The organism is Bradyrhizobium sp. USDA 10063 (assembly GCF_054063735.1).
Genome location: NZ_JBSSGP010000002.1, coordinates 9,255,851 through 9,278,022 on the forward strand (window position 1 = coordinate 9,255,851; position 22,172 = coordinate 9,278,022).

Here is a 22,172-nt window from a genome sequence, read left to right on the forward strand (position 1 = left end):
TTATTTCCGGACAGCGTTGCCGCCGAGCACGACCTGCGCATATTGCTGCGCGCCGGCAACCGACAGATCCGCGGTGACCGCCCGCGCATGGTCGAGCCCGACCACGGCGCCGCGCGGCGCCTCCGAGATCATGTTGTTGTGGACCAGCGCGATCCCGGCGCCCGGCACCACCGAGACGCCGATACCGACGAAAGCCTTGCGGATCACGTTGCCGGTAATAGCGACGTCGCGCAGATATTTGCCCCAGCCGGCAACGATGCCGAAGGATGGCGCGTTCTCGATCACATTGCCGGTGACGGCGGTATCCGCCTCAATATAGATGCCGATGCCGGCATCATCGTCCGGCGCGGTCCCGATCGGCCGCTTCGGGATCAGGTTGCGGATGATGTTGCCCTGGACCACCGCGATGCGGCCGCCCTCGTTGAAATTGCAGACGGAGACGCCGACGGCGGCGCCGTCGACCGTGTTGTTGGCGATGACGGCGCCCTCGAAGGAGAACTCCGAATAGAGCGCGACTTCGCGGACATCGCTGACGCTGTTGTCTGATATGTGGATGTTCGAGGCTGAATTGCCGCGCACGGCGGAATAGTCGCAATTCCTGATGCGGTTGCCGCGCACGATCACATTGCCGGCGCGGAAGGCGTTGATGGCGTTGCCATACTGGCCGGAGCCACCGGGCCCGGCCTTGATGTCCTCGATGCGATTGTCGGCAACGATCGTGCCGTCGTCGCCGATGGCGGTGCGCAGGATCTCGATGCCGTTATCGTTGGTGCCGGAGATGGTGTTGCGCGAGACCATCAGGCCCAGCGCGTCGAACGACACGATGGCGGTGGTCGCGATGTTGGTGAAGATGTTGTCGCTGACGTCGCCCGCCACCTGCTCGAACCAGATGCCGTTGCCGCCGCTTCCGATGATCTCGCAAGCAGTGATGCGGACGTCGCGCGCGCTGAGGCAATGCACGAGGCCGCGCCGCGTCGGCAGCGGCACGTTGCCGCCGTCCAGCGTGAGACCGGAGAGGCCGACGCTGTCGGCGCCTTCACCAAGAAACATCGACAGCCCGCCATTGAAGACGAGTTTGGTCGCGCCGCGCACGCCAACGAGCTGCGAGCCGCGCTGCAGGCGGAGCAGGCCGGTGCGGTAGACACCCGGCGGCAGCGCCAGCGGCGCTTGCGCGCGTGCGGCCTCATCGATCGCGCGCTGCAAGGCCTTGGTCTGGTCGTCGGGGCTGCCGGGGCGGACGCCATATTGCGTGGCATCGCGACCGAGCGCGGAGGCGAGTGGCGCCGCGCGCGCGGCATCTGCCGACAGCGCCAGCGCGCCGGCGGCACCCGCTGCGGAAGCTCCGATGAGATGGCGGCGATTGACGTCCATGATGCATGGCCCTCGCTAGGCAAGTCGTAGCGCAGAACTGTAGCCTGGCACGGTGAGCGCGAGGGGGCGTGGACGCGATTGTTGCAGGTAGGGTTAATCTGCGGTGGAGCGGCAATGCGTAGGGTGGGCAAAGGCGCGTCAGCGCCGTGCCCACCATCAACACTCCGCTCGTGATGGTGGGCACGCTTCGCTTTGCCCACCCTACGCAGCTATTGTCGGCCGTCGCGCGAGCTTCATCATTTCCATCAGCAGCGCCTCGCCGGCATCGACGAGATCTTCCAGCGTGATGCACTCGGTTCCCTTGCGGCGGGCGGCTCCGTGGCGCGGGATCAGCGGCACATGCACGAATGCGGCGAGCCGCAGGCCGTCGGTCTTGTCCACGGTCTCGATCGCGCGCCAGCTTAAGTAGTTGCAGAGATAGCTGCCGGCATCGCGAGAGGCACGCGCGTCGATGCCGGTCGCGAGCGCGGCGCGCAGCAGTTTTGCGGTGTGCGGTCCAAACATTGTCGCATCGTCGCCGTCGACGATCGAGCCCTTGCGCGCGCGGCGGCGTCCGGCGTCGGCGACCAGCGTGGTGACGGCGTTGCGGGCGCGGGTCTCGATCCGCAGATGCGCGGTGCGGCCCGCGAGCCCGAACATCAGAAGCGCCCGCGGACGGACGCGCGCGATCAGCTCCGGCAATTCGCGATCGACGGTATCGTAGGTCACCCTGAAGATGTGGCTCGTCAGTCTGACGCCGTCGAAGGCGGGACGACGAAGCTGCGTCAGCCGCTTCACCAGGGGCATGGTTGGATTGAACGGCGCGCCAGGAAATGGACCGAAGCCGGTAATGAGGATTGTGAGCTCCTCGCTCATCGCAAAAGTTCCGCGATCTGCTCGGCCGCCACCGCCGGCGATATCCGACCGTCGGCGACCTCGGCCTCCGTCTTCCTCACCTTGGCGCGGATCGCGGGGTCCGAGCGCAGCCGCGCCATGATCCGCTGCTCCAGCATCGACCACATCCATTTCACCTGCTGTTCGCGCCGTCGCGCCGCGAACTCGCCGGAGGCGTTCATCGCGGTGCGATGCGCGACGATGTTCTGCCAGAGCTTGTCGATGCCCGCGCCGGTCAGCGCCGAATAGGTCTCGACCGGCGGGTGCCAGTGTTCGGAGCGTGGTTTGAGGATATGCAGCGCGCTGCGATAGTCGGCCGCAGCGATATTGGCGCGCTTGAGATTGTCGCCGTCGGCCTTGTTGATCGCGATCATGTCGGCGAGCTCGACCAGGCCCTTCTTGATGCCCTGCAGTTCGTCGCCGGCGCCGGGCAGCATCAGGGCAAGGAAGAAATCGGTCATGTCGGAGACCGCGGTTTCGGACTGGCCGATGCCGACGGTTTCCACCAGCACCACATCAAAGCCAGCCGCTTCGCAGAGCAGCATCGCCTCGCGCGTCTTCGCCGCGACGCCGCCGAGCGTACCGGAGGAAGGCGAGGGGCGGATATAGGCCTGGTCGGACGCCGCGAGCCGCGCCATCCGCGTCTTGTCGCCGAGGATCGAGCCGCCGGTCCGCGCGGACGACGGATCGACCGCCAGCACCGCAACCTTGTGCCCGTGCTCGATCAGGAACATGCCAAGCGCGTCGATGGTGGTCGACTTGCCGACCCCGGGCGAGCCGGTGATGCCGACACGGAAAGCCTTGCCGGTGTCCGGAAGCAGCGCCTGCACCAGATCACGCGCCGCCGCCTGGTGGTCGGCGCGACGGCTTTCGATCAGCGTGATCGCACGCGCCAGCGCCGCGCGGTTGCCGGCGCGCAGGTCCTTGGCGAGGGCGGTGATGTCGAGGGCCTTGGTGATGCTCATTGCCGATCGTCTTCATCGGCCTTTGGCCGCGATCCGCCGAAAATCCTGGCACCCTCAGGCGACAGATATGGCTTGAGCGTTTCCAAGGGCACGAAGGCAACATATTGGCCCTCGGCGTAGGGGCCGACTGCGTAGGGCGGATAGTGGAAGGTCAGGCCGGAGCTCTTGCCCGTTTCGGTCGAGGGCGTCAGCGTCACCGCGCCGATCTTGAGCAGCGTTGGCTTCAGTTCCTTGTACCACTCGGCGGTCGCGGTCTCGCCGGCGCCGCGCTTCTTCTTCTCGATGTTCAACGAAGCGATGACCGCATCCAGCATCGCCTTCATGGTCGGCCCATCGTCGGCGGTCTCTGTGAAGAAGGGGCGGATGCTGATGCGCTTCTTCTCGCTAGAATCCCACAGGATGGTGTTGACGTCGGAGTTCGGATGCGCGCCGTGGGTATCGATATAGTCGTTGCGGACGATGCTCACGTAACGGCCGCCGACCACCGTGCGGACATTGTACTTGCGCTCGAAGGTCCAGCCGCCGCGGTCGAACAGTTGCGGATCCTGCCTCCGCGCCGATGCGGCCTCGGCGGCGCTCTTGTCGACCCACTTCCTGCCTTCGGCAAGGCAATCCGCGGACAGCGCGGGATCGGTCTTGATCTTGTCGTCGAGATAGACGCTGGCTTCGATGCTCTTGTTCTTGACCAAAGCGTCGGGCTTTGGGTCGGCTGCGAGGACACGCCCGAGACATATGACGCTCAATACGAGCGCGACGCTCAACTTACTCAGCAAGGTCAAGGTTTTGCTTCCTTGGCAATTTGTTCGGCAAAGTTTCTGAGGGGTTCGAGATCGCGCTCGACCATGTTCCAGAGCAAATCCGGGTCTGTCCGGTGATGGGCGTGGCGCAACCAATTTCCGAGATCAGCCAAACCTCTCCCATTGATGCCAGGTTCTTTCGCCTTCAATTCTGCTGGAATGAACCGGGATGCCTCGCTGATGATTTCAAGCAACCGTTCCATCGCGAGTCGCACCGTCAGATCGTTTGCAAAGCTTTCACGCGTAAACCCGGCCACCATGTGTCGAATATTGTCGATCGCGGTGACGATATGATCGATTCGATCAGCAGGAGTCGGGCGCACGTCAAAACACTTCGACGATGTCGTCTGCTATACGCTGCGCGAAGCGGGGAGTGAGGGAGCGCCGCGTGGTGGCCTGCGCCTGCAATCCGGTCGCATCCTCGATGATGTGCTCAACACCAATTAAATCGAGGAGCGAAAACGAGGCGTCCGGTTCGATTTCTACGAGTACGTCAATGTCGCTGTCAGGCCGATTGTCGCCGCGTACGCGCGAGCCGAAAATGGCGAGCTTCGACACGCCCGTCGCCCTGATGGCGTCGGCGTTCTTTCGTATCGCAGCAATGATCTGGTCACGCGTCATGGCTCAACCTGTGGGCAGTTTGGCCAGTCTATCAGCTACTCCGCCGCCTCGCTATGGCCGAGCCGGGCGTTGAGCTTGTGGATCAGCTCCTCGGCAGCGTCGGAGATCACGGTGCCCGGCGGGAAGATCGCTTCTGCGCCGGCCTGGTACAGCGCCTCGTAATCCTGCGGCGGCACCACGCCGCCGACGATGATCATGATATCCTCACGGCCGTATTTCTTCAGCGCGGCCTTCAGTTCCGGCACCGCGGTGAGGTGAGCGGCGGCGAGCGAGGAGACGCCGAGGATGTGCACGTCGTTTTCGACCGCCTGCCGCGCCGCTTCGTCGGCGGTGGCAAACAGCGGCCCGATATCGACGTCGAAGCCGATGTCGGCAAAGGCCGATGCGATCACCTTCTGGCCGCGGTCGTGGCCGTCCTGGCCGATCTTCGCCACCAGGATGCGCGGCCGGCGGCCTTCGGCCTCCTCGAAGGCGTCGATCAGCGCCTGCACCTTTTCGACCCCGTTGGACATGGCGGCTGCCTCCCGCTTGTAGACGCCGGTGATGGACTTGATCTCGGCGCGATGGCGGCCGAACACTTTTTCCATGGCGTCCGAGATCTCGCCGACGGTCGCCTTGGCGCGCGCGGCGTCAATGGCGAGCGCCAGCAGATTGCCATTGCCTTCGGAGGCTGAACGGCTCAGCGCCGCCAGCGCCTGCTCGACGTCCTTCTGATTGCGTTCCTGCCGCAGCCGCTTCAGCTTGTCGATCTGCAGCCGCCGCACATTGGTGTTGTCGACCTTCAGGACGTCGATCGGCGCCTCGTTCTTTGGCTTGTACTTGTTGACGCCGATCACCGCCTGCTTACCGGCGTCGATACGCGCCTGCGTCTTCGCTGACGCTTCCTCGATCCGCAGCTTCGGCACGCCGGCTTCGATCGCCTTCGCCATGCCGCCGAGCGCTTCGACCTCCTGGATGTGACCCCAGGCCTTGGCGGCGAGATCGCGGGTCAGCCGCTCGACATAGTAGGAGCCGCCCCAGGGATCGATGATCCGGTTGGTGCCGCTTTCCTGCTGCAGGAAGAGCTGGGTGTTGCGTGCGATGCGGGGCGGAGAAGTCGGTCGGCAGCGCCAGCGCTTCATCGAGCGCATTGGTGTGCAGCGACTGGGTGTGTCCCTGCGTCGCCGCCATCGCCTCGATGGTCGTGCGCATCACATTGTTGAAGACGTCCTGCGCGGTCAGCGACCAGCCGGAGGTCTGGCAATGCGTGCGCAATGAAAGCGAGCGCGGGTCCTTAGGATTGAACGGCTTGAGCAGCTTGGCCCAGAGCAGGCGCGCGGCGCGCATCTTGGCGACTTCCATGAAGAAGTTCATGCCGATCGCCCAGAAGAACGACAGCCTTGGTGCGAAGCGGTCGACGTCGAGGCCGGCGGCAAGGCCGGCGCGCAGATATTCGACGCCATCGGCGAGCGTGTAGGCGAGCTCGAGGTCCTGCGTCGCACCGGCCTCCTGCATGTGATAGCCGGAGATCGAGATCGAATTAAACTTCGGCATCCGCTGCGAAGTGAAAGCAAAGATGTCTGAGATGATCCGCATCGAGGGTGTCGGCGGATAGATGTAGGTGTTGCGCACCATGAACTCTTTCAGAATATCGTTCTGAATGGTGCCCGACAGTTTCTCCGGCGGCACGCCCTGTTCCTCGGCGGCCACCACGAACAGCGCGAGGATCGGCAGCACCGCGCCGTTCATGGTCATCGACACGCTCATCTGGTCGAGCGGAATCCCTGCGAACAGCGTGCGCATGTCGTAGATCGAGTCGATCGCCACACCGGCCATGCCGACGTCGCCGGAAACGCGCGGATGATCCGAGTCGTAGCCGCGGTGGGTGGCAAGATCGAAGGCGACCGAGAGGCCCTTCTGCCCCGCGGCAAGGTTGCGCCGGTAAAAGGCGTTGGAGTCTTCGGCCGTGGAGAAGCCGGCATATTGCCTGATGGTCCAGGGCTGGTTGACATACATGGTCGGGTAGGGGCCGCGCAGATAGGGCGCGATGCCCGGCCAGGTCTCGAGAAAATCAACGCCGGCGAGATCGGCTTCGCCGTAGGCCGCCTTGACCGGAATGCCCTCCGGCGTCAGCCACGGCTCGACGGTGCCGGTGGGCGGTGCGCCGGCGGCAGGCGCAAACGCGATGTCCGCGAAGTTCGGAATGCGGCTCATGAACGGCGTTCCTTCAATTTCATTATTTTTGCCTCACAATCCGAAAGACGCTGACGAACTTCGGGTTCTCCTGGCGTGGCAAGTTGCGGCGGAAACGTTCCAAGGAACCCTACGAGGTCTCCGATCTGCATAGAGGTGCCGAACACGCTGAATTTCAGGGGCAAAATGTACGCCGCCAAAGCCAGGAACACTACGGAGAAAACAACAAACGAAACGGATATCTGACCGGCGAGCACTCCCGCGACGATCAAGGCGCCGATACCGCAGGCGATGCCAACCAGGACGAAGCGAAGCCAGAGAGGCAGTTGCGGCAGTTGCGGAAAGTCCAAGGCGGGACACTCGTGATAGGCAATCATGGATCGCAATCGATCACGCTCCGCTTCGAGTTCGGCAAGTTCATCCCGGTAAGTCACCGACCTCACCTCAATCATGGTCCGGATGCTGGTGGCTGACGATGGTCGCCATCTTCTCCGGTCCGTAATTCTGCTGCGTGGTCTGGCTCGGCAGGTTGGCGATGCCGACCACCCAGCCGAGACGGGATTCGGTGCCGTATTGCCGGGTCGGCACCACCATATCGGGCCGGTCGAAGGTGCCGGTCATGATCTCGATCCGGGGGCCGTCGATGACGCGGAAGCTCAAGGGCGTGCCGCAGGCGGGGCAGAAATCGCGCTCCGCGATCGTGGAGGAACGGAACGACGCCGGCTTGCCGCGGGTCCAGGCGAAATCACGCTTCTCGACATCGGCGAAGGAGGCGAACGGCGCGCCGGAGGCCTTCTGGCACATCCGGCAATGGCAGATGCTGATCCGTGTGGGCGCCGCGGTCACCGCAAAGCGGATCGCGCCGCATTGGCAGCCGCCGGTCAGAACGGGTTTTTGGCTCGACGTCATGCTCACTCCATCCGCCGATAGGCTTCCTGCAGCGTCGCCAGCGCGTCGCAGCCGGCAAAGATGAAATCGGTCACGCCGGACGCACGCAGCGCGGTTTCCAGCTCCCCCGGCCGCCCTGCCAAATAGATATGCTTTGCGCCGGCCGCTTGAAGGGCCCTGGCGGCCGCGGCGGCGTGTTCCGCGTAGACCTTGTCCGAGGAACACAGGCAGGCGATCACGGCCCCCGACGCCTTGAAGGCTTTCCCAAGTGCAGCCGGATCGGAAAACCCCGCGCTGTCGAGCGCTTTGATGCCGCCGGTCTCGAAGAAGCTCTTCGCAAAGGTGGCGCGCGCGGTGAAGTCGGCGGGCGTGCCGAGGTTGGCGAGGAATATCCCGGGACGAGCGCCGCTCGACTTCAGGCTCGCATCGGATTTGTCGCGCAGCGTCTCGAACGGCTCGGCAAGCCGCATCGGCGACAGCGCGTCGAACTTGAATTTCGCCTCGCCATAGAGCGGCAGTACGATCGGTTTTGCTTCCAGCACCGTGGCGTCGGCTTCATGAAGGTTCGGAAACTCGCTGGCGCCGGTCAGCACATCGCGCCGCTTGGCGATGTTGGCCTCGCGCGCGACGCGCGTACCGGCAACCTTGCGCTGGATCAGGTTCTGCTGAAGCGCGGCAAAGATGCCGCCGGCTCTTTCGATTTCCTGGAACAACAACCAGGCCGCTTCGCAAAATTCTTTTGTCAGCGCCTCTATGCCGCCGGAGCCTGCCGCCGGATCGGATACTTTGGCGAGATTGGACTCTTCGAGCAGAATGAGCTGCGTGTTGCGCGCGACGCGCCGGGCAAAGTCGTCGGGCAGGCCGAGCGCCAGCGTGTGCGGCAGCACGGTGACGGCGTTGGCGCCGCCAAGGCCTGCGGAGAAGGCGGCCATGGTGGCGCGCAGCATGTTCACATAGGCATCGCGCTTGGTCACCATCCGCCAAGCGGTGTCGGCGGCGATGAACAATGGCCGTGGCGTCAGTCCGCAGGCCTGCTCGATCCGCGCCCATAGGAGCCGCAGCGCGCGGAATTTCGCCAGCGTCAGGAACTGGTCGGCATCGGCGCTGAGCCGCGCATAGACCATGCGTTGGGCATCTTCGAGCGCAACACCCGCTTGTTCGAGAGCGCGCAGATAGGCGACGGCGCAAGCCAGCACGAAGGCGAGTTCCTGCACCTCCGATCCGCCAGCATCGTGAATCACGCGCCCATCGGCGGCGGCAAAGGGCCCTTTGAAGCCGAGTGCCACAAGGCCTTTGATCGCGCCGGTCACCGCCGGCACGATCTCGTTCCAGTCGTAAGGGCTAAAGCCCCAGGCCGCACAGGCCGCCAGCGGATCGAGCCCGAAACGGATGTCGCAGTTGGCGGGAGCAAATCCCCTGCGCTTCACATATTCCGCGACGTGGATCGCGGCCATCCGCGATTGCGGGCCGATCTGGAGATCAAGGGCGATACCGGCATCGAGATAGATGCCATCGAGCACCTTGTCGACGGCTTCCGCCGTCGGCTCAAGTCCGAAGCCATGGGCGCCAGTGCCGCCGGCGAAGACCAATGCGAGGCCGGTGGCGCCATTCTCGAGATCATGCAGCGCCTGCGCATTGGCGCGGCGCGGATCGGGATCATCGATCCGCTGCATGACTTGCCAGGGCGCAGCCAGGCCGCGGCCGGCGATCGGGCTGGCATTGGTGGCGCGGCGATAGATCGGCTCGATCTTGATCCCGTCATAGGTCTTGCCGACGAGCTTCTCGAACGGCGCGCCCTTCAGGACGCCGTCCACCAGCTTGCGCCAGTCCTCGTAAGTCGCCGGCGCAAAATCGGCCGCCAGTCGCAGATCGTCAGTCGTGGTCGCCATCCGCCCTATCGTTCCTCAAGTCTTCCTCGCCGTTTGGCCGGAAATTGCCATGCCGAAGCCGCCAAGCCAAACGCTGTTTTCAGTCCTGTAGACCGGGTGTAGCGCCAGCCTAACCCGGGTCCGCTCGCAATCGTCGATGCAGGCGTCCCGGTTTCGCTGCGCTCCACCCGGGCCACAGCGTCACTCGCCGGGCTCCGGGAGCCGTACGATACCGTCGGTCGAGACCGCTGCCAGCGCATCCTTGATCCTGCGTCCCGCAATGACACGGTCGGGCGCGATCTCCGCGAGCGGTACCAGCACGAAGCCGCGCTCGAACAGGCGAGGGTGCGGCAGCGTCAATTCCGGACGGTCGATGCTGACATCGTCATAGGCGAGCAGGTCGAGATCGAGCGTGCGCGGACCGAAGCGGCGCTCGGGCGAGCGATCGCGGCCGAACTTGGTCTCGATCTTCTGTAGGCAGAACAATAGCGCATGAGGATCGAGGCTGGTCTCGATCTCGATGCAGGCATTGATGAAGCCCGGCTGCTGCTCATCGCCCCAGGGTGGCGTGGCATAGTTCGACGAGCGGGCCACCAGCGCTGCCTGCGTCATGCCACAGATCTGGGGAATCGCCTTGTTGAACGTCGCGCGGACGTCGCCGAGATTGCCGCCCAGTGCAATCAGGGCGCTAGCCATGCGCGGCCGTTTGCCGCGTGCGGGTCAGCACCACGCCGACATCTTCGAAGATCGCGGCGATCGGCGCGTGCGGCTTGTGGACGGTGACCTTGACCGCGCTGACGCGAGGGAACGTCGACAGCACCGCATCCGCCACCGCGCCGGCGGCGCGCTCCAGGAGCTTGTAGTTGGTATCCCTGAATGCCTCGGTCGCGGTCGCCACCACGTTGGAGTAGGACACGGTGTCGGCGAGCTTGTCGGTGCGCGAGGACTCCGAGAGGTCGACGGAGAGTTCGAGGTCGACGATGAAGCGCTGGCCGACTTCGGCCTCGTGTTCCATCACGCCGTGACGGGCATGGATGACGATGCCGGTGATGAAGATCGTATCGGTCATTCCTGCTCCCTGATCGCTGCCGCCACCCGCAACGCCTGCACGGTTTCCGCGACATCGTGGGCGCGGATGATCTGCGCGCCGCCTTGTGCGGCGATGAGATGCGCCGCGATCGAGCCGCCGATGCGCTGGTCCGGCTCCGAAGGCGTCACCGTGCTGATGAAGCGCTTGCGCGAGGCGCCGACCAGGAGCGGGAGGCCGAACGCGCGAAGCTCCGCAAGCCGCGCCAGCACCATCATGCTCTGCTGCGGCGTCTTGCCAAAGCCAATGCCGGGATCGAGCACGATCTGGTCAGCCGAAATGCCAGCCTCGGCAGCGATGTCGAGCGAACGCGCGAAGAAGGCCGAAATATCCTTCATGATGTCGATCGAGGGATCGGCGCGGTCTCGGTTATGCATGATGATGACGGGCGCCTGCCGCGCCGCGACCAACGGCGCCATGCTGGCATCGCGCTGCAGGCCCCAGACATCGTTGGCGATGAGCGCGCCGTGATCGAGCGCCCAGGCCACGACTTCCGATTTCATGCTGTCGATCGATACGGGCACACCGAGCGAAACGACATCTGCCAGCACGGGCTGCAGCCGCCGCAACTCCTCCTCCACCGAGACCGGTTGGGAACCGTAGGGGCGGGTGGATTCAGCGCCGATGTCGATGATATCTGCGCCTTCGGCGACCATCCTGCGCGCCTGCGTCAGCGCCTGTTCGGGCGCGCTAAACCGGCCGCCGTCGGAAAAGGAATCCGGGGTGATGTTGAGCACGCCCATCACGGCCGGGTAGGGCCGGGAGAGCAGCGCCGGCAGCACCGCAGTCCCGCCGGAACGGACGTCCCTTTGCATCGCAGCAATCATGCCGGTGGCTTTGCGCGTCCCGCACCGGCGAGTCAAGCCGGGAATAGCGAACGGGCTTAGTAAGTGATCTTGGGCGGCAATTTGCGCGCGCGCTCGATCAGGCGCTCGACCGATTTCTCCGAAGGCAGGACGCGGACGAGCTTACGCCTGGTGTTCACTTCCTTCATGTTCTGCGCAAGCCGCGACGGATTGCGCAGCGCGAGCTCGCGAACGGTGGTGACGCCGGCGGCACGGACCAAACCGACCCTTTGCTTTGCCCATCCCGGGAATACGCATGTAGTCGGAGACGTTGGCCCATTCGAGCAATTGTTGTTCGCTGATGCCGGTCTTGGCCGCGAGCGCCTTGCGTCCCTTGACGGTGCGGGCGGCTTCAAGCAGCGCGTCCGTGGTGCGAATGCCCTGCGCCTTCAATTTCGAGGCGCAATAGGCGCTCAGACCATCGATCTCGGAAAGTGGGTATGTCATGATGTCTGGTATTGAATGACTCAACCTGAGGGTGCGTTCAAGCAAATTGGCTGAGTCCTGGCGTCCCCGCGACGATCTCGCCCATCTGATCCGCTCCGAGTTTGTCGCGCCCGAACCGGAAAAGTTCACGCGCAATCTTCTGAACCTCATTCATGCTGAGGCCGAGCGCCATCAGCCTGGTGCCGACAGCCATCAATCCGCCGCCCATCAATCGCACGAGACCTGCACTGCTGTCCGAAGCCGCAATCGCCGCTTCCGCGCCCGGAATCTGGTCGATCAGCGCTTCAACCTGGTTGGATGGCCCCTCCCGACGGAGGAAACCCAGAACGATGCCGACGGCTTTTTCGGCGATAGTTCTATCGATGCCGGCCTCGGCGGCCAGCCGTCCAACCAGTTCGTCCATCTTGCCCCGCCCTCAGCCGGCTTGCCGCCGGACCTTGCTTGAGAATTGATCTTGAGCGCCTGTGATACGAATTACAAGCGAGGAGCGCAGATGATCCCGTTTTTCGTCTTCATCACAGGCGAAGTGTTGCAGTAATACAAGAGTTGCATATGCAAACCGCGCTGTTCTATCGCGTTGCGTCATCGTTTTTTGAACGGCTCGTCAGAGAAAAAGAAGACGAGAAGTGTCGCATCCGGGCGGCAAAAAAGCGCCGGCGGCGCTTGACAGTTTCAATCGACGGGCAAGATGCAATATGATGGATGCGTTCGGCGAAGATACCTTCCCGATACGCGCGAAGAGGCGATGCGATGGCGACTTCCGATAACAAGATTGCCGATACAAATGATAAGATTTTTATCGGTAAGGGCGAACAGGCGGCGTGGCTGACGCTTGCGCTCGCCAATCGCCACGGCCTTGTTACAGGTGCAACGGGAACCGGCAAGACAGTCACGCTGCAGGTGATGGCGGAAGGATTTGCGCGCGCCGGCGTTCCGGTGTTTGCCGCCGATATCAAGGGAGATCTGTCCGGGATCGCCGAAGTTGGTGAGCCCAAGGATTTCATCGTCAAGCGCGCCAGCGAGATGGGGCTGAAATTCCAGCCGGATCAGTTCTCGACGGTGTTCTGGGATGTGTTCGGCGAGCAGGGGCATCCGGTTCGCGCGACCGTCACCGAGATGGGGCCGCTATTGCTGTCGCGCATGCTCGATCTGAACGATGTCCAGGAAGGTGTTCTCAACGTCGCGTTCCGTGTCGCCGACGAGAACGGCCTTACGCTGATCGACATGAAGGATCTGCGCGCGCTGCTGGATGCAATCGTGCCGTCGGGCGGCAAGAAAGCCGCCGATGACGAGGAGGATCCGCTGGAGCCGATCCGGAAGGCCGCGCAGAGCTTCGGCAATGTCAGCAAGGCCACCGTCGGCACCATCCAGCGGCAGCTCCTGGTGCTGGAGAACCAGGGCGGCACGAAATTCTTCGGCGAGCCGGCGTTGACGCTGAAGGATTTCATGAAGACCGACAGCGACGGCCGCGGCATCGTCAACATCCTGACGGCGGACAAGTTGATGCAGAGCCCGCGGCTCTATGCAACCTTCCTGTTGTGGATGCTGTCAGAATTGTTCGAAGAACTGCCGGAGGCCGGCGACCTGCCGAAGCCGAAGCTGGTGTTCTTCTTCGATGAAGCGCATCTCTTGTTCAACGATGCGCCGAAAGCGCTATTGGACAAGATCGAGCAGGTGGTGCGGCTGATCCGCTCGAAAGGCGTCGGCGTCTACTTCGTCACGCAGAATCCAATCGATGTCCCGGACAAGGTGCTCGCGCAATTGGGCAACCGCGTGCAGCATGCGTTGCGCGCCTTCACGCCGCGCGACCAGAAGGCGGTCGCGGCCGCCGCGCAAACGTTTCGGCCCAATCCGAAGCTCGATACCGCCCTCGTGATCATGGAACTCGGCAAGGGCGAGGCGCTGGTGTCTTTCCTCGAAGGTGGCGGTACGCCGTCAATGGTCGAGCGCGTGATGATCCGGCCGCCGTCGGCGCGGATCGGGCCGATCACGCCGGAGGAGCGCAAGAAGATCATCGACGCGAGCCCGTTCAAGGGCAAATACGACACCGCGGTCGATTCCGAATCCGCCTATGAGATGCTGCAGAAGCGGATCGAGGGTACGGCGGCGCCGGCGGACGGCCCTGAGGCCGGCGGAGGCGGCGGCATACTCGGTCAGATCGGCGATATCGCGGCCACGATCTTCGGTACCAATGTCAAGCGCGGCAGGCTGTCGACGGGCCAGGTCATCGCGCGCAACGTCACCCGCTCGGTCACCAACAAGGTGATCGGCGGCATCGTGGCCGACGTCGGCAAATCGGTCGGCGGTCAGGTCGGCGGCTCGATCGGACGCGCATTGGTGCGCGGCGCGCTCGGCGGGCTGTTGCGGCGGTAACATGTTTTCCCGCCGCGACCTGCCCACGATTGCTGGAACGAGCTTGTGCTGAGATATCCATCGCTTCGGGCGCCGCTCGACATCCTGTTCTTCCTCGCTTGCATCGCGCTCTCCGCCGATGTGCTCGTTCCCGAGATTTTCGGGCACGGCAAGACCAAGGATTATCCGCTCTGGTATTGGGCCGGGCAGCAGGTGCTGCAGGGCAAGGATCTCTATCCTGCCGATCCTCATACCTATTTCGATTTCATCTACCCGCCGCTGCCGGCGGTGCTGCTCGCTGTGCCGAGCTATTTCGGCAAGATTGCGCTTTATCTTGCGCTCTGCCTGCTCAACATCATCGCGTGGTGGATGACCGCGCAACTGTCGCACGCGATGGCGGGATCGGGCCGCAAACCGGGCTGGTTATTGGAGGCGCTGCCCGGCCTCGTCACGCTCACATTTGTCTTTGATATGTTCGATCTTGGCCAGCCGAACCTGATCCTGCTCGCAATGATGCTGTATGGGTTCTGGCTGTTGCGGCTGAAACGGCTGTGGTTCGCGGGCAGCATGTTTGCGCTGGCGACCGCGATCAAGGTGTTTCCGGTGGCGGTATTGCCCTATCTGATCTGGCGCCGGCGCTGGAAGGCGGTTGCGAGTACATTGGTGTTTCTCGCCGTGTTCCTGTTCGTGCTGCCGGCGCCGTTCCGCGGCTTCCAGCACAACGTCACGGAATTGAAGACCTGGTACCAAGGCATGGTCGGCTCGAGCTCGGAAAAAGGCTTTGGCCAGCGCGACGAGCAGAACTGGTCCTGGGTCAACCAGTCGATCATCGCGATGACGCATCGGCTGACGCGTCCCGTGAACTACAACCAGGACGATCCATTCGTGGCCAAGCCGGCGCGCACGATGAATATCGTCAATCTCGATTTCAAGACGTCGAACCTCATCGTGCTTGCGATCTCGCTCGCGCTTGGTCTCGGCTATATCGCGGTGATGCCGCCGGCATCGCGCCGGACCGAGAAATCCGATGCGGAGGAGCTAGGCATCCTGTTCTGCCTGATGACGGTCGCCTCGCCGCTGGCGCGGCAATACTACTTCCTGTGGCTGTTCTTCCCGATGACGGTCCTGATGCATCGCGCCGCCTATGATCCGCGCCCGGCGGTCAGGACCGCGACGTGGATCCTGCTGGCGGTTGCGGGCTGCCTGCTCCTGTTGTCGCTGCCGCTGTTTCCGATCGATGTGCAGGCCTATGGTAACAATCTCGTGGCGACCATTATGCTCGCGGGTGGATTAGTCTGGCATATACGGGATCGGCCTCCAGCCGACGCCGCCGGCGCTTTGCCTGAAGCGGCCGGCGCGCTAAAACTCGGTGACAACAGCGCCCACAGCTAGGGAATTCAGCGATGTCCAATCCAAAGCTCCAGGCGGTCCTCGACCGCATCGACGCCGATTTCGACAACAGCCTGGAGCGGCTGTTCTCGCTGCTTCGGATCAAGTCGATCTCGGCCGATCCGGCCTTTGCCGCTGACTGCAAGGCGGCGGCGGAGCATCTCGCCAAGGACATCGCGACGCTCGGCTTTGCGGCCGAGGTCAGGCCGACCGCGGGTCATCCGGCCATCGTCGCCAAGGCCAATGGCAGCACGGACGGCCGGCCGCATGTGCTGTTCTACGGGCATTACGACGTGCAGCCGGTCGATCCGCTCGATCTGTGGCACCGTCCGCCGTTCGAGCCCGTCGTCACCGACCATGCCGATGGCCGCAAGATCATCGTCGCGCGCGGCGCGGAGGACGACAAGGGCCAGTTGATGACCTTCATCGAAGCCTGCCGCGCCTGGAAGCAGGTCACGGGTTCGCTGCCGGTCGACATCACCATCCTGATCGAGGGCGAGGAGGAAGTCGGCTCGAAGCATTTCGTGCCGTTCCTGGAAGCGAACAAGGCGGAGCTGAAAGCCGATTTCGCGATGGTCTGCGACACCGGCATGTGGGATCCGAACACGCCGGCGATCACCACTTCGCTGCGCGGACTGGTCTATGACGAGGTCAAGATCAAGGCCGCCAACCGCGACCTGCATTCGGGCGTATTCGGCGGCGGCGCGCAGAATCCGATCCGCGTGCTGACCCGCATTCTCGGCGGTCTGTTCGACGACAATGGCCGCATCACCATTCCCGGCTTCTACGACGGGGTGAAGGACCTGCCGGCGGATGTCCTCGCGCAGTGGAAGAAGCTCAACCTGACGCCCGACAGTTTCCTGAAGCCAATTGGGCTCTCGGTGCCGGCCGGCGAGAAGGATCGTCTGTTGATCGAGCAGATCTCCTCACGCCCGACCTGCGACATCAACGGCATCGTCGGCGGCTATATCGGCGAGGGCTCGAAGACGGTGATCCCGTCGCTCGCCTCCGCCAAGATCTCGTTCCGCCTCGTCGAAGGCCAGGATCCCGCCAAGATCCGAAAGTCGTTCCGCGATTACGTGACGTCGCGAATCCCGGCCGATTGCTCGGTCGAATTCGGCGACCATTCCAGCGCGCCGGCAATCGCGCTTGACTGGAACATGAAGCCGCTCGCCGCCGCCAGGCGCGCGCTGACGGAAGAGTGGGGCAAGGAAGCGGTTCTCATGGGATCAGGCGCATCGATCCCGATCGTCGCCGACTTCAAGCGCACGCTCGGCCTCGATTCGCTTCTGGTCGGCTTCGGACTCGACGACGACAACATCCATTCGCCGAACGAGAAATACGACCTCAAGAGCTTCCACAAAGGTATCCGCTCCTGGGCGCGGATTCTGTCGGCATTGGCGGAGGCGCGAGGCTAGGCGGGATAACGTCGGCGGCGCCAGACCTGTTTGGCGCCGCGATACCTGCGGCCAGCCATAGTGTGCGCGCGGCAGGCGCGCAGACGACGTGATATGAACAGTGAGTGCCAGCTCCGGACGGAGAGTCCCAAAACGCGTTCAGTGACATGATCAAGCACTGGATATGGAAAGCGGCTATCGCGGGATTCTGCGGCAGCGCAGCCCATACCTTGCTGATGTATCTGAAGTCCCGGTTTGATCTGCTTCCAGCCTTCCAACCCTACGAGAGCCTTCAGGGCGCGCTCGGTCACATGATTGGCGGCCAAATCCATCCAGCAATTCCCTGGGCCATCTCCTACCTGAACGGCTCGACCATCCTCGGCCCGGCTTTTGGATGGATCTATCCGCGCCTGCCCGGCAATAGTGGCGCAGCGAAAGGATTGGTGTTTGGCGTTCTCGGCTGGATGCTTATGGGGATCGTATTCTTTCCCCTGTTGCGACTTGGGTTCTTTGCCACGGGGGTGGGCCTCGGAATAAAGCCTGCTCTGTTTTCCCTGGCGATGGTTCTGACGTACAGCATCATCCTTGGGATCGTCTACGCTGCGTTGAATTCCTGGCCGCCGCCTCAAACCGGTGAGAAGCTAAAACGCCGCCCGGGATTGGGCGGCGTTTAATTCGGTAGTGCAGAGGTTGTTGGACACAACCTTACACCAAACCCCCGAAAATTCAATTCCGGAAGCTCGGGTCGATGCGGTCGAGCTTGCGGAGCAGGGGCGGCCAGACCAGGGTCGTCGAGCGCAGCTCGGCGCGGTCGGGATTTGAGAGCAGCGCGGTGTTCTTGTCGATCACGGACTGCTCGACCGGGTAGACGGTCGGGCCCAGCACGCGGGTGCGCACCTGCATGGTGCAGGCCCGCTCCAGGTGGTACATGCGCTCGAAGGCGGAAGCGACCGAGCGGCCGACCGTGAGCGTGCCATGGTTGCGCAACAGCATGTGGTTCTTGTTGCCGAGATCGCGCTGCAGCCGCGGGCGCTCGTCGTGATCGAGCGCGATGCCCTCGTAATCATGATAGGCGAGATCGTGGGTGACGAGCTGGGCGGTCTGGTTCAGCGGCAGCAGCCCTTCCGGGCAGCTCGAGACCGCGGTGCCGTCAGGCGTGTGCAGATGGAGCACGCAGCCGGCGTCCTCGCGCACCTCGTGGATGGCGGAATGGATGGTGAAGCCGGCGGGGTTGATGTTGTAGTCGGTCTTGGACAGCAGGTTGCCGCCCAGATCGACCTTGACCAGGCTGGAGGCCGTGATCTCCTCGAACAGCAGGCCATACGGATTGATCAGGAAATGATGCTCCGGCCCCGGCACGCGCGCGGAGATGTGGGTGTCGACCAGATCGTCCCAGCCATACAGCGCGACGAGGCGGTAGCAGGCGGCGAGGTTGACGCGCTGTTGCCACTCGGCATCCGTCATATCCGAGGACACTTCCTTCAAGCGAGCTTCCGCTGGCGACATGACCGGCTTCTCCATGTGTCGATTTGTCGGCGGGAAGCGTAACCTTGCCGCCAGTCGGCAGCAAGGCAGGTTCGGCGTGACTGATATGCGGCGCCGCGCTTAGGGGGCGGGGATTGCGAGCAGGCTTGAGATGCTGCGGCCGCGGATGTCGTAGACGCGGGCGAACACGACGTCGTCGCGCTTGATCTCGACCATCACCGGCGCGGTCAGGCCCTTGCAGTAGAACTCGCCGAGCGTCATGGCGAAATCGGCGGACTGGCTGTCCCAGCCGATGGTGAAGTCCGGGCCGAGCGCGACCTGCGCCGGGCGCTGCGGGCCGCAGACGGCGACCTTCCATTTGCCGTTCTGGGGCGGAATTTCCTGTCGCTCGATCAATTGCTCGCGCAGGCCATCGGAGGCCTGCTTCAGGGCAAGACCCCAGTAGTCCAGCATGAACAGGTCGTCGGCACCGCGGACCGTGCCGGCGATATGGTTGAAGTGGGTATATTGATACGGATGGAGCCGGATCATTTCGCTGAGCGGCAGCAGCAGACCGAAGGTGAACACGGCCAGCGCCACCGGCTGCCAGCTCCTGCGCTTTTCGCCGAGCCAGTCCATGGTGCGCGCGAAGGCAAAGCCCGCCAGCACCGCCATCGGCGGGATCACGAAGATGAAATGGCGGATGCCGTTATAGAGCGCCGGCCGCTTCACCATCGCGATGACCAGCGGCAGCGTTGCCGCCAGCGTCAGCATCAGCAGGATGGTCTTGCGCCGCGCGCTGACGTCGGCGCGCGACAGCGACATCAAGCTCATGACGACTGCCGCGACCAGGAGGCCGAGCAACACCTCGGGAAGCTGCAGCGCGAACAGCGTTGGCAGATAGGACCACGGCATGTCCGGCACCGAGACCAGCGCGCCGTCGAACATCTCCTTCCAGGGCTTCTCGAAGAAGTGCGAGAAATAGGTCACGGCCTCGAGCGGGTGGCCCGGTTCCATGATCGACCACGGCCAGATCAGGCCCATCACGAGATAGCCGAAGATCAGTGCGGGCATCAGCACGTAGACCACATGGATGAAGCGATGCGCCGCCTCGCGCGGGCCTTGCTTGCGGACTTCTTCAAGCAGCAGCGGCAGGAAACCAACCGCGGCGTAGATCAGCGCCAGCCCGCCGAGAACCCGGCAGCCGAGCGAAAGCCCGGCGCCAAACCCGACGATCAGGATGGTGCGCGGCGAGGGCGCCGGATATTCCTCGGCAAGACGCACCAGGCCCATCAGCAGGACCATCATCGCCACCGCGAATGGCGCGTCCTTCGGGTTCATGAACATGTGGCCATAGAAGGTCGGGCACAGCGCGAGCAACAGCAGCGCGGCAAGGCCGGCCAAAGGGCCGCCCACGCGGCGGCCGAGCCGCCAGGTAAGCGCGAGCCCGATCACACCGACGACGGCGCCGAGAAGTCGCCGGGTTTCGAACAATTCGAGCGGGATGACCTTATGCAGGAGCGCCGCGGCCATGTCGAAACCGCCGCCGTACATGTACAGATTGGCGAATGACAGCGCGCCGGTGTCCTTGAAGCCGGAACCATACATGCGCAGCAGGAGGTCGGCATATTCGGCGTGGGTGTAGTCGTCCCAGCCCAGCCCGTAATCGCGGAACGTGAGACCTGCGATCAGGGCGACCGCGCTCAGTACGACGATCGCGAGATCGTCGCATGTCTTTTCCACCGAGCGCCGCGCGGGCGTTTCGATGGCAGAAGTCGTGATGGATGACATGGCTATTGGTGACCCGGCGTCCCTCGGCCCTGCTGGCGCTTTAGGGCCTCATTCCCCGGCATCCATATAGCGCAGTTCCACTAACGAGTAATTGGGAATTGTGGCGTAATTTACTGATGCATCGCAGCAATTTGGCATCAATTCGTAGCCGGTAAATTTACGGGGACGCATTGCCGGTCGACCTCCGAGAGAAACGGAAGGAGCGGTAATCTTGTCGTTCAAGATCCGGATAGGAACCGTCTCCGGAATTGTTGGTTGGCGATGCACATAATATGACGGTATCGTGGCATAGGGGGCCGGCGCATAGATTTAGCGCGGTTTTCGGGGGTGAGTTCGATGATGGTCGGGATGTTGGTCGCGGGTTTTGGCCTGCTTTTGGCAGGCCTTCTGGCGATCGGCTATGGCATTCAATACAAGGAATTCAGCGTCGGTAGCACGCTGATCCTCTCCGGTGTGTTCGGCTTCTGCACCGGCCTGATCGTGTTCGGCCTTTGGCTCGCTGTCCGGGAGTTGCGGAATCTCGCTCAGCGTCTCGGAACCGGGATGCCAGCAGAGCTGCGCCCGGAATTCCCTCTGCCGCCCGTTACCTCGCGTGCGGCGGCTGCGCCCGCGGGTGGCTTGCCGTTCACGCGCGACCAGCCGGCGGCGGAAGATTCCGGGGGGGCCGAGCCGGTTGCGCCGGCAGCCGGTGCGGCCACGCCGCCCTGGTATCACGAAGCCGCCGCCCGCGATCGCGCCCGCAACGAAGTGCCGCCCGTCGCTCCGCCGGTCGCGGAACCGTCGGAGACTGCCTCGGCAGCTCCCAAGCGGCGCAACCTGATGTTCTCCTCCACGCGCAAGGAGCGCGAACGGGCGCAGCCGCGCGCAGGGGAGCCTCTGACCCCCGACCCGGCGCTGACCGAATCGGGCGAGCCGCAGCAGCAGGTGAACTTCGATGACACATGGCCGAGATCGGAGCGGCAACGACCTTCCGACCTTCCGCCGCGCCGCCCGTTCCGCACGCCCTCAGGCGAGAGCCCCAGCGCGCCGCTGGCCGACCATCGTTCGCCACAGCCGCAGGAGCAGCCGCCGGTAACGGTGCTGAAATCGGGCGTCGTCGACGGCATGGCCTATTCGCTCTATTCCGACGGCTCGATCGAGGCGCAGATGCCGGAAGGCATGATGCGCTTCGCCTCCATCGACGAACTGCGGGCGCATCTCGACCAGCGTTCGTCATAAATCGGGAAATACTTGCAATGACGCCGTCTTGAAGAATAAAGCGGCGTAGTTCTTGCTAGATTCCCAGCAGTCCGCTCATATTTGGCAAGTAATGCGGGGCTCCGCTGGTGTATTGGCGCTGCCGATACTGCCTGTCGGTCCTGCTCCGTTGCCACCGTCCGAGCTTTAAAGAGAAGTCGCGCGATGACCGATGCCACCGGCAAAAGCCCTGTCGAACTGACCGCCAACATCGTGTCGGCCTATCTCAGCAACAATCCGACCCAGGCTTCGGAGATCCCCAACCTGATCAGCCAGGTTCATGCCGCGCTGTTGCGGGTCGCCAGCGGCCGGATCGAGGCACCGCTCGAGCCGGCCAAGCCAGCGGTGTCGGTGAAGAAGTCGGTTACATCAGAATATCTGGTTTGCCTGGAAGACGGCAAACGATTCAAGTCGCTGAAGCGTCACCTGCGCACGCAGTACAACATGACGCCGGAACAATACCGGGAGAAATGGGGGCTGCCGCCCGACTATCCGATGGTCGCGCCGAACTATGCGGTAGCCCGCTCACAACTCGCCAAGAAGATGGGTCTCGGCCAGCAGCAGCGGAAACGGAAGTAGTGCAGCGAAGTGGATTCCGGTTCGCGTGAA

At 63.6% G+C, this 22,172-nt stretch carries 22 protein-coding genes and 2 pseudogenes; 7 read left to right on the forward strand and 17 right to left on the reverse strand.

Translation table 11 applies throughout. The annotated features are described in order from the left end of the window. The 15 genes and pseudogenes from ACVJGD_RS44965 to ACVJGD_RS45035 all read right to left on the reverse strand — a co-directional run bounded on the left by ACVJGD_RS44965 (window position 1) and on the right by ACVJGD_RS45035 (window position 12,337). Entirely contained in the window at window positions 1-1,371 is a 1,371-nt protein-coding gene (locus tag ACVJGD_RS44965) for a TIGR03808 family TAT-translocated repetitive protein (protein ID WP_456640093.1), read from the reverse strand. Window positions 1,372-1,572: 201 nt separating this feature from the next. Continuing rightward, on the reverse strand, window positions 1,573-2,226 hold the full coding sequence (locus ACVJGD_RS44970; protein WP_456640094.1) for a pyroglutamyl-peptidase I family protein: 654 nt from the start codon (window positions 2,224-2,226) through the stop codon (window positions 1,573-1,575). Further along, the gene (gene meaB, locus ACVJGD_RS44975) at window positions 2,223-3,209 is read right to left on the reverse strand and encodes a methylmalonyl Co-A mutase-associated GTPase MeaB (protein ID WP_456640095.1); all 987 of its coding nucleotides are present in this window, start codon (window positions 3,207-3,209) and stop codon (window positions 2,223-2,225) included. Before meaB ends, ACVJGD_RS44970 begins: the two co-directional genes overlap by 4 nt. Beyond that, a complete protein-coding gene (locus ACVJGD_RS44980) occupies window positions 3,206-3,979 on the reverse strand; it encodes an RsiV family protein (protein WP_456640587.1) in 774 nt (257 codons plus the stop codon). The genes meaB and ACVJGD_RS44980 overlap by 4 nt, the downstream gene beginning before the upstream one ends. A gap of 5 nt (window positions 3,980-3,984) precedes the next feature. Beyond that, on the reverse strand, window positions 3,985-4,329 hold the full coding sequence (locus ACVJGD_RS44985) for a HepT-like ribonuclease domain-containing protein (protein WP_456640096.1): 345 nt from the start codon (window positions 4,327-4,329) through the stop codon (window positions 3,985-3,987). A gap of 1 nt (window position 4,330) precedes the next feature. Further along, on the reverse strand, window positions 4,331-4,627 hold the full coding sequence (locus tag ACVJGD_RS44990) for a nucleotidyltransferase family protein (RefSeq protein ID WP_456640097.1): 297 nt from the start codon (window positions 4,625-4,627) through the stop codon (window positions 4,331-4,333). Window positions 4,628-4,662: 35 nt separating this feature from the next. Beyond that, window positions 4,663-6,820 (reverse strand): annotated as a pseudogene (scpA, locus tag ACVJGD_RS44995) (methylmalonyl-CoA mutase). Next, complete coding sequence (locus ACVJGD_RS45000; protein ID WP_456640616.1) at window positions 6,817-7,251, reverse strand: hypothetical protein; 435 nt, start codon at window positions 7,249-7,251, stop codon at window positions 6,817-6,819. Before ACVJGD_RS45000 ends, scpA begins: the two are co-directional and overlap by 4 nt. Beyond that, the gene (locus ACVJGD_RS45005) at window positions 7,244-7,708 is read right to left on the reverse strand and encodes a GFA family protein (RefSeq protein WP_456640098.1); all 465 of its coding nucleotides are present in this window, start codon (window positions 7,706-7,708) and stop codon (window positions 7,244-7,246) included. Before ACVJGD_RS45005 ends, ACVJGD_RS45000 begins: the two co-directional genes overlap by 8 nt. Window positions 7,709-7,710: 2 nt before the next feature. Further along, window positions 7,711-9,576 carry a methylmalonyl-CoA mutase family protein gene (locus ACVJGD_RS45010; RefSeq protein ID WP_456640099.1) on the reverse strand — a complete coding sequence of 622 codons (1,866 nt, stop codon included), beginning with the start codon at window positions 9,574-9,576 and terminating at the stop codon, window positions 7,711-7,713. A 180-nt stretch (window positions 9,577-9,756) separates the two neighbouring features. Next, on the reverse strand, window positions 9,757-10,251 hold the full coding sequence (gene folK / locus ACVJGD_RS45015; protein WP_456640100.1) for a 2-amino-4-hydroxy-6-hydroxymethyldihydropteridine diphosphokinase: 495 nt from the start codon (window positions 10,249-10,251) through the stop codon (window positions 9,757-9,759). Beyond that, a complete protein-coding gene (gene folB / locus ACVJGD_RS45020) occupies window positions 10,244-10,624 on the reverse strand; it encodes a dihydroneopterin aldolase (RefSeq protein WP_456640101.1) in 381 nt (126 codons plus the stop codon). The genes folK and folB overlap by 8 nt, the downstream gene beginning before the upstream one ends. Beyond that, window positions 10,621-11,457, reverse strand: coding sequence for a dihydropteroate synthase (gene folP / locus ACVJGD_RS45025; protein WP_456640102.1), 837 nt, complete (start codon window positions 11,455-11,457; stop codon window positions 10,621-10,623). Before folP ends, folB begins: the two co-directional genes overlap by 4 nt. A gap of 68 nt (window positions 11,458-11,525) precedes the next feature. Continuing rightward, window positions 11,526-11,934 (reverse strand): annotated as a pseudogene (locus ACVJGD_RS45030) (DUF4332 domain-containing protein). A gap of 37 nt (window positions 11,935-11,971) precedes the next feature. Beyond that, window positions 11,972-12,337: a DUF2267 domain-containing protein gene (locus ACVJGD_RS45035; RefSeq protein WP_456640103.1), complete on the reverse strand. Its 366-nt coding sequence runs from the start codon at window positions 12,335-12,337 to the stop codon at window positions 11,972-11,974. Window positions 12,338-12,486: 149 nt separating this feature from the next. Here ACVJGD_RS45035 and ACVJGD_RS45040 point away from each other — a divergent pair, with 149 nt between their 5' ends. From ACVJGD_RS45040 to ACVJGD_RS45060, 5 genes are all read left to right on the forward strand, one after another. Then, on the forward strand, window positions 12,487-12,633 hold the full coding sequence (locus ACVJGD_RS45040) for a hypothetical protein (protein ID WP_456640104.1): 147 nt from the start codon (window positions 12,487-12,489) through the stop codon (window positions 12,631-12,633). Window positions 12,634-12,684: 51 nt separating this feature from the next. After that, window positions 12,685-14,307, forward strand: coding sequence for a helicase HerA-like domain-containing protein (locus tag ACVJGD_RS45045; protein WP_456640105.1), 1,623 nt, complete (start codon window positions 12,685-12,687; stop codon window positions 14,305-14,307). Window positions 14,308-14,352: 45 nt separating this feature from the next. Then, window positions 14,353-15,678, forward strand: coding sequence for a glycosyltransferase family 87 protein (locus ACVJGD_RS45050; protein ID WP_456640106.1), 1,326 nt, complete (start codon window positions 14,353-14,355; stop codon window positions 15,676-15,678). A gap of 11 nt (window positions 15,679-15,689) precedes the next feature. Continuing rightward, window positions 15,690-17,093 carry a M20/M25/M40 family metallo-hydrolase gene (locus tag ACVJGD_RS45055; RefSeq protein ID WP_456640107.1) on the forward strand — a complete coding sequence of 468 codons (1,404 nt, stop codon included), beginning with the start codon at window positions 15,690-15,692 and terminating at the stop codon, window positions 17,091-17,093. 146 nt (window positions 17,094-17,239) lie between these two features. Beyond that, complete coding sequence (locus tag ACVJGD_RS45060) at window positions 17,240-17,746, forward strand: DUF6789 family protein (protein WP_456640108.1); 507 nt, start codon at window positions 17,240-17,242, stop codon at window positions 17,744-17,746. Between the two features lie 52 nt (window positions 17,747-17,798). Here the strand turns inward: ACVJGD_RS45060 and ACVJGD_RS45065 are convergent, their stop codons facing one another. Further along, window positions 17,799-18,578 (reverse strand): class II aldolase/adducin family protein, encoded by a 780-nt coding sequence (locus tag ACVJGD_RS45065; RefSeq protein ID WP_456640109.1) that lies wholly within the window; start codon window positions 18,576-18,578, stop codon window positions 17,799-17,801. Window positions 18,579-18,677: 99 nt separating this feature from the next. After that, window positions 18,678-20,327 (reverse strand): glycosyltransferase family 39 protein, encoded by a 1,650-nt coding sequence (locus ACVJGD_RS45070; protein WP_456640110.1) that lies wholly within the window; start codon window positions 20,325-20,327, stop codon window positions 18,678-18,680. A 336-nt stretch (window positions 20,328-20,663) separates the two neighbouring features. On the opposite strand from ACVJGD_RS45070, the gene ACVJGD_RS45075 reads away from it, so the two are divergent. Continuing rightward, window positions 20,664-21,545, forward strand: a complete 882-nt coding sequence (locus ACVJGD_RS45075; RefSeq protein WP_456640111.1) for a DUF308 domain-containing protein — start codon at window positions 20,664-20,666, stop codon at window positions 21,543-21,545. A gap of 183 nt (window positions 21,546-21,728) precedes the next feature. Further along, the gene (locus ACVJGD_RS45080) at window positions 21,729-22,142 is read left to right on the forward strand and encodes a MucR family transcriptional regulator (protein WP_456640112.1); all 414 of its coding nucleotides are present in this window, start codon (window positions 21,729-21,731) and stop codon (window positions 22,140-22,142) included. The last annotated feature ends 30 nt before the right edge of the window (window positions 22,143-22,172 follow it).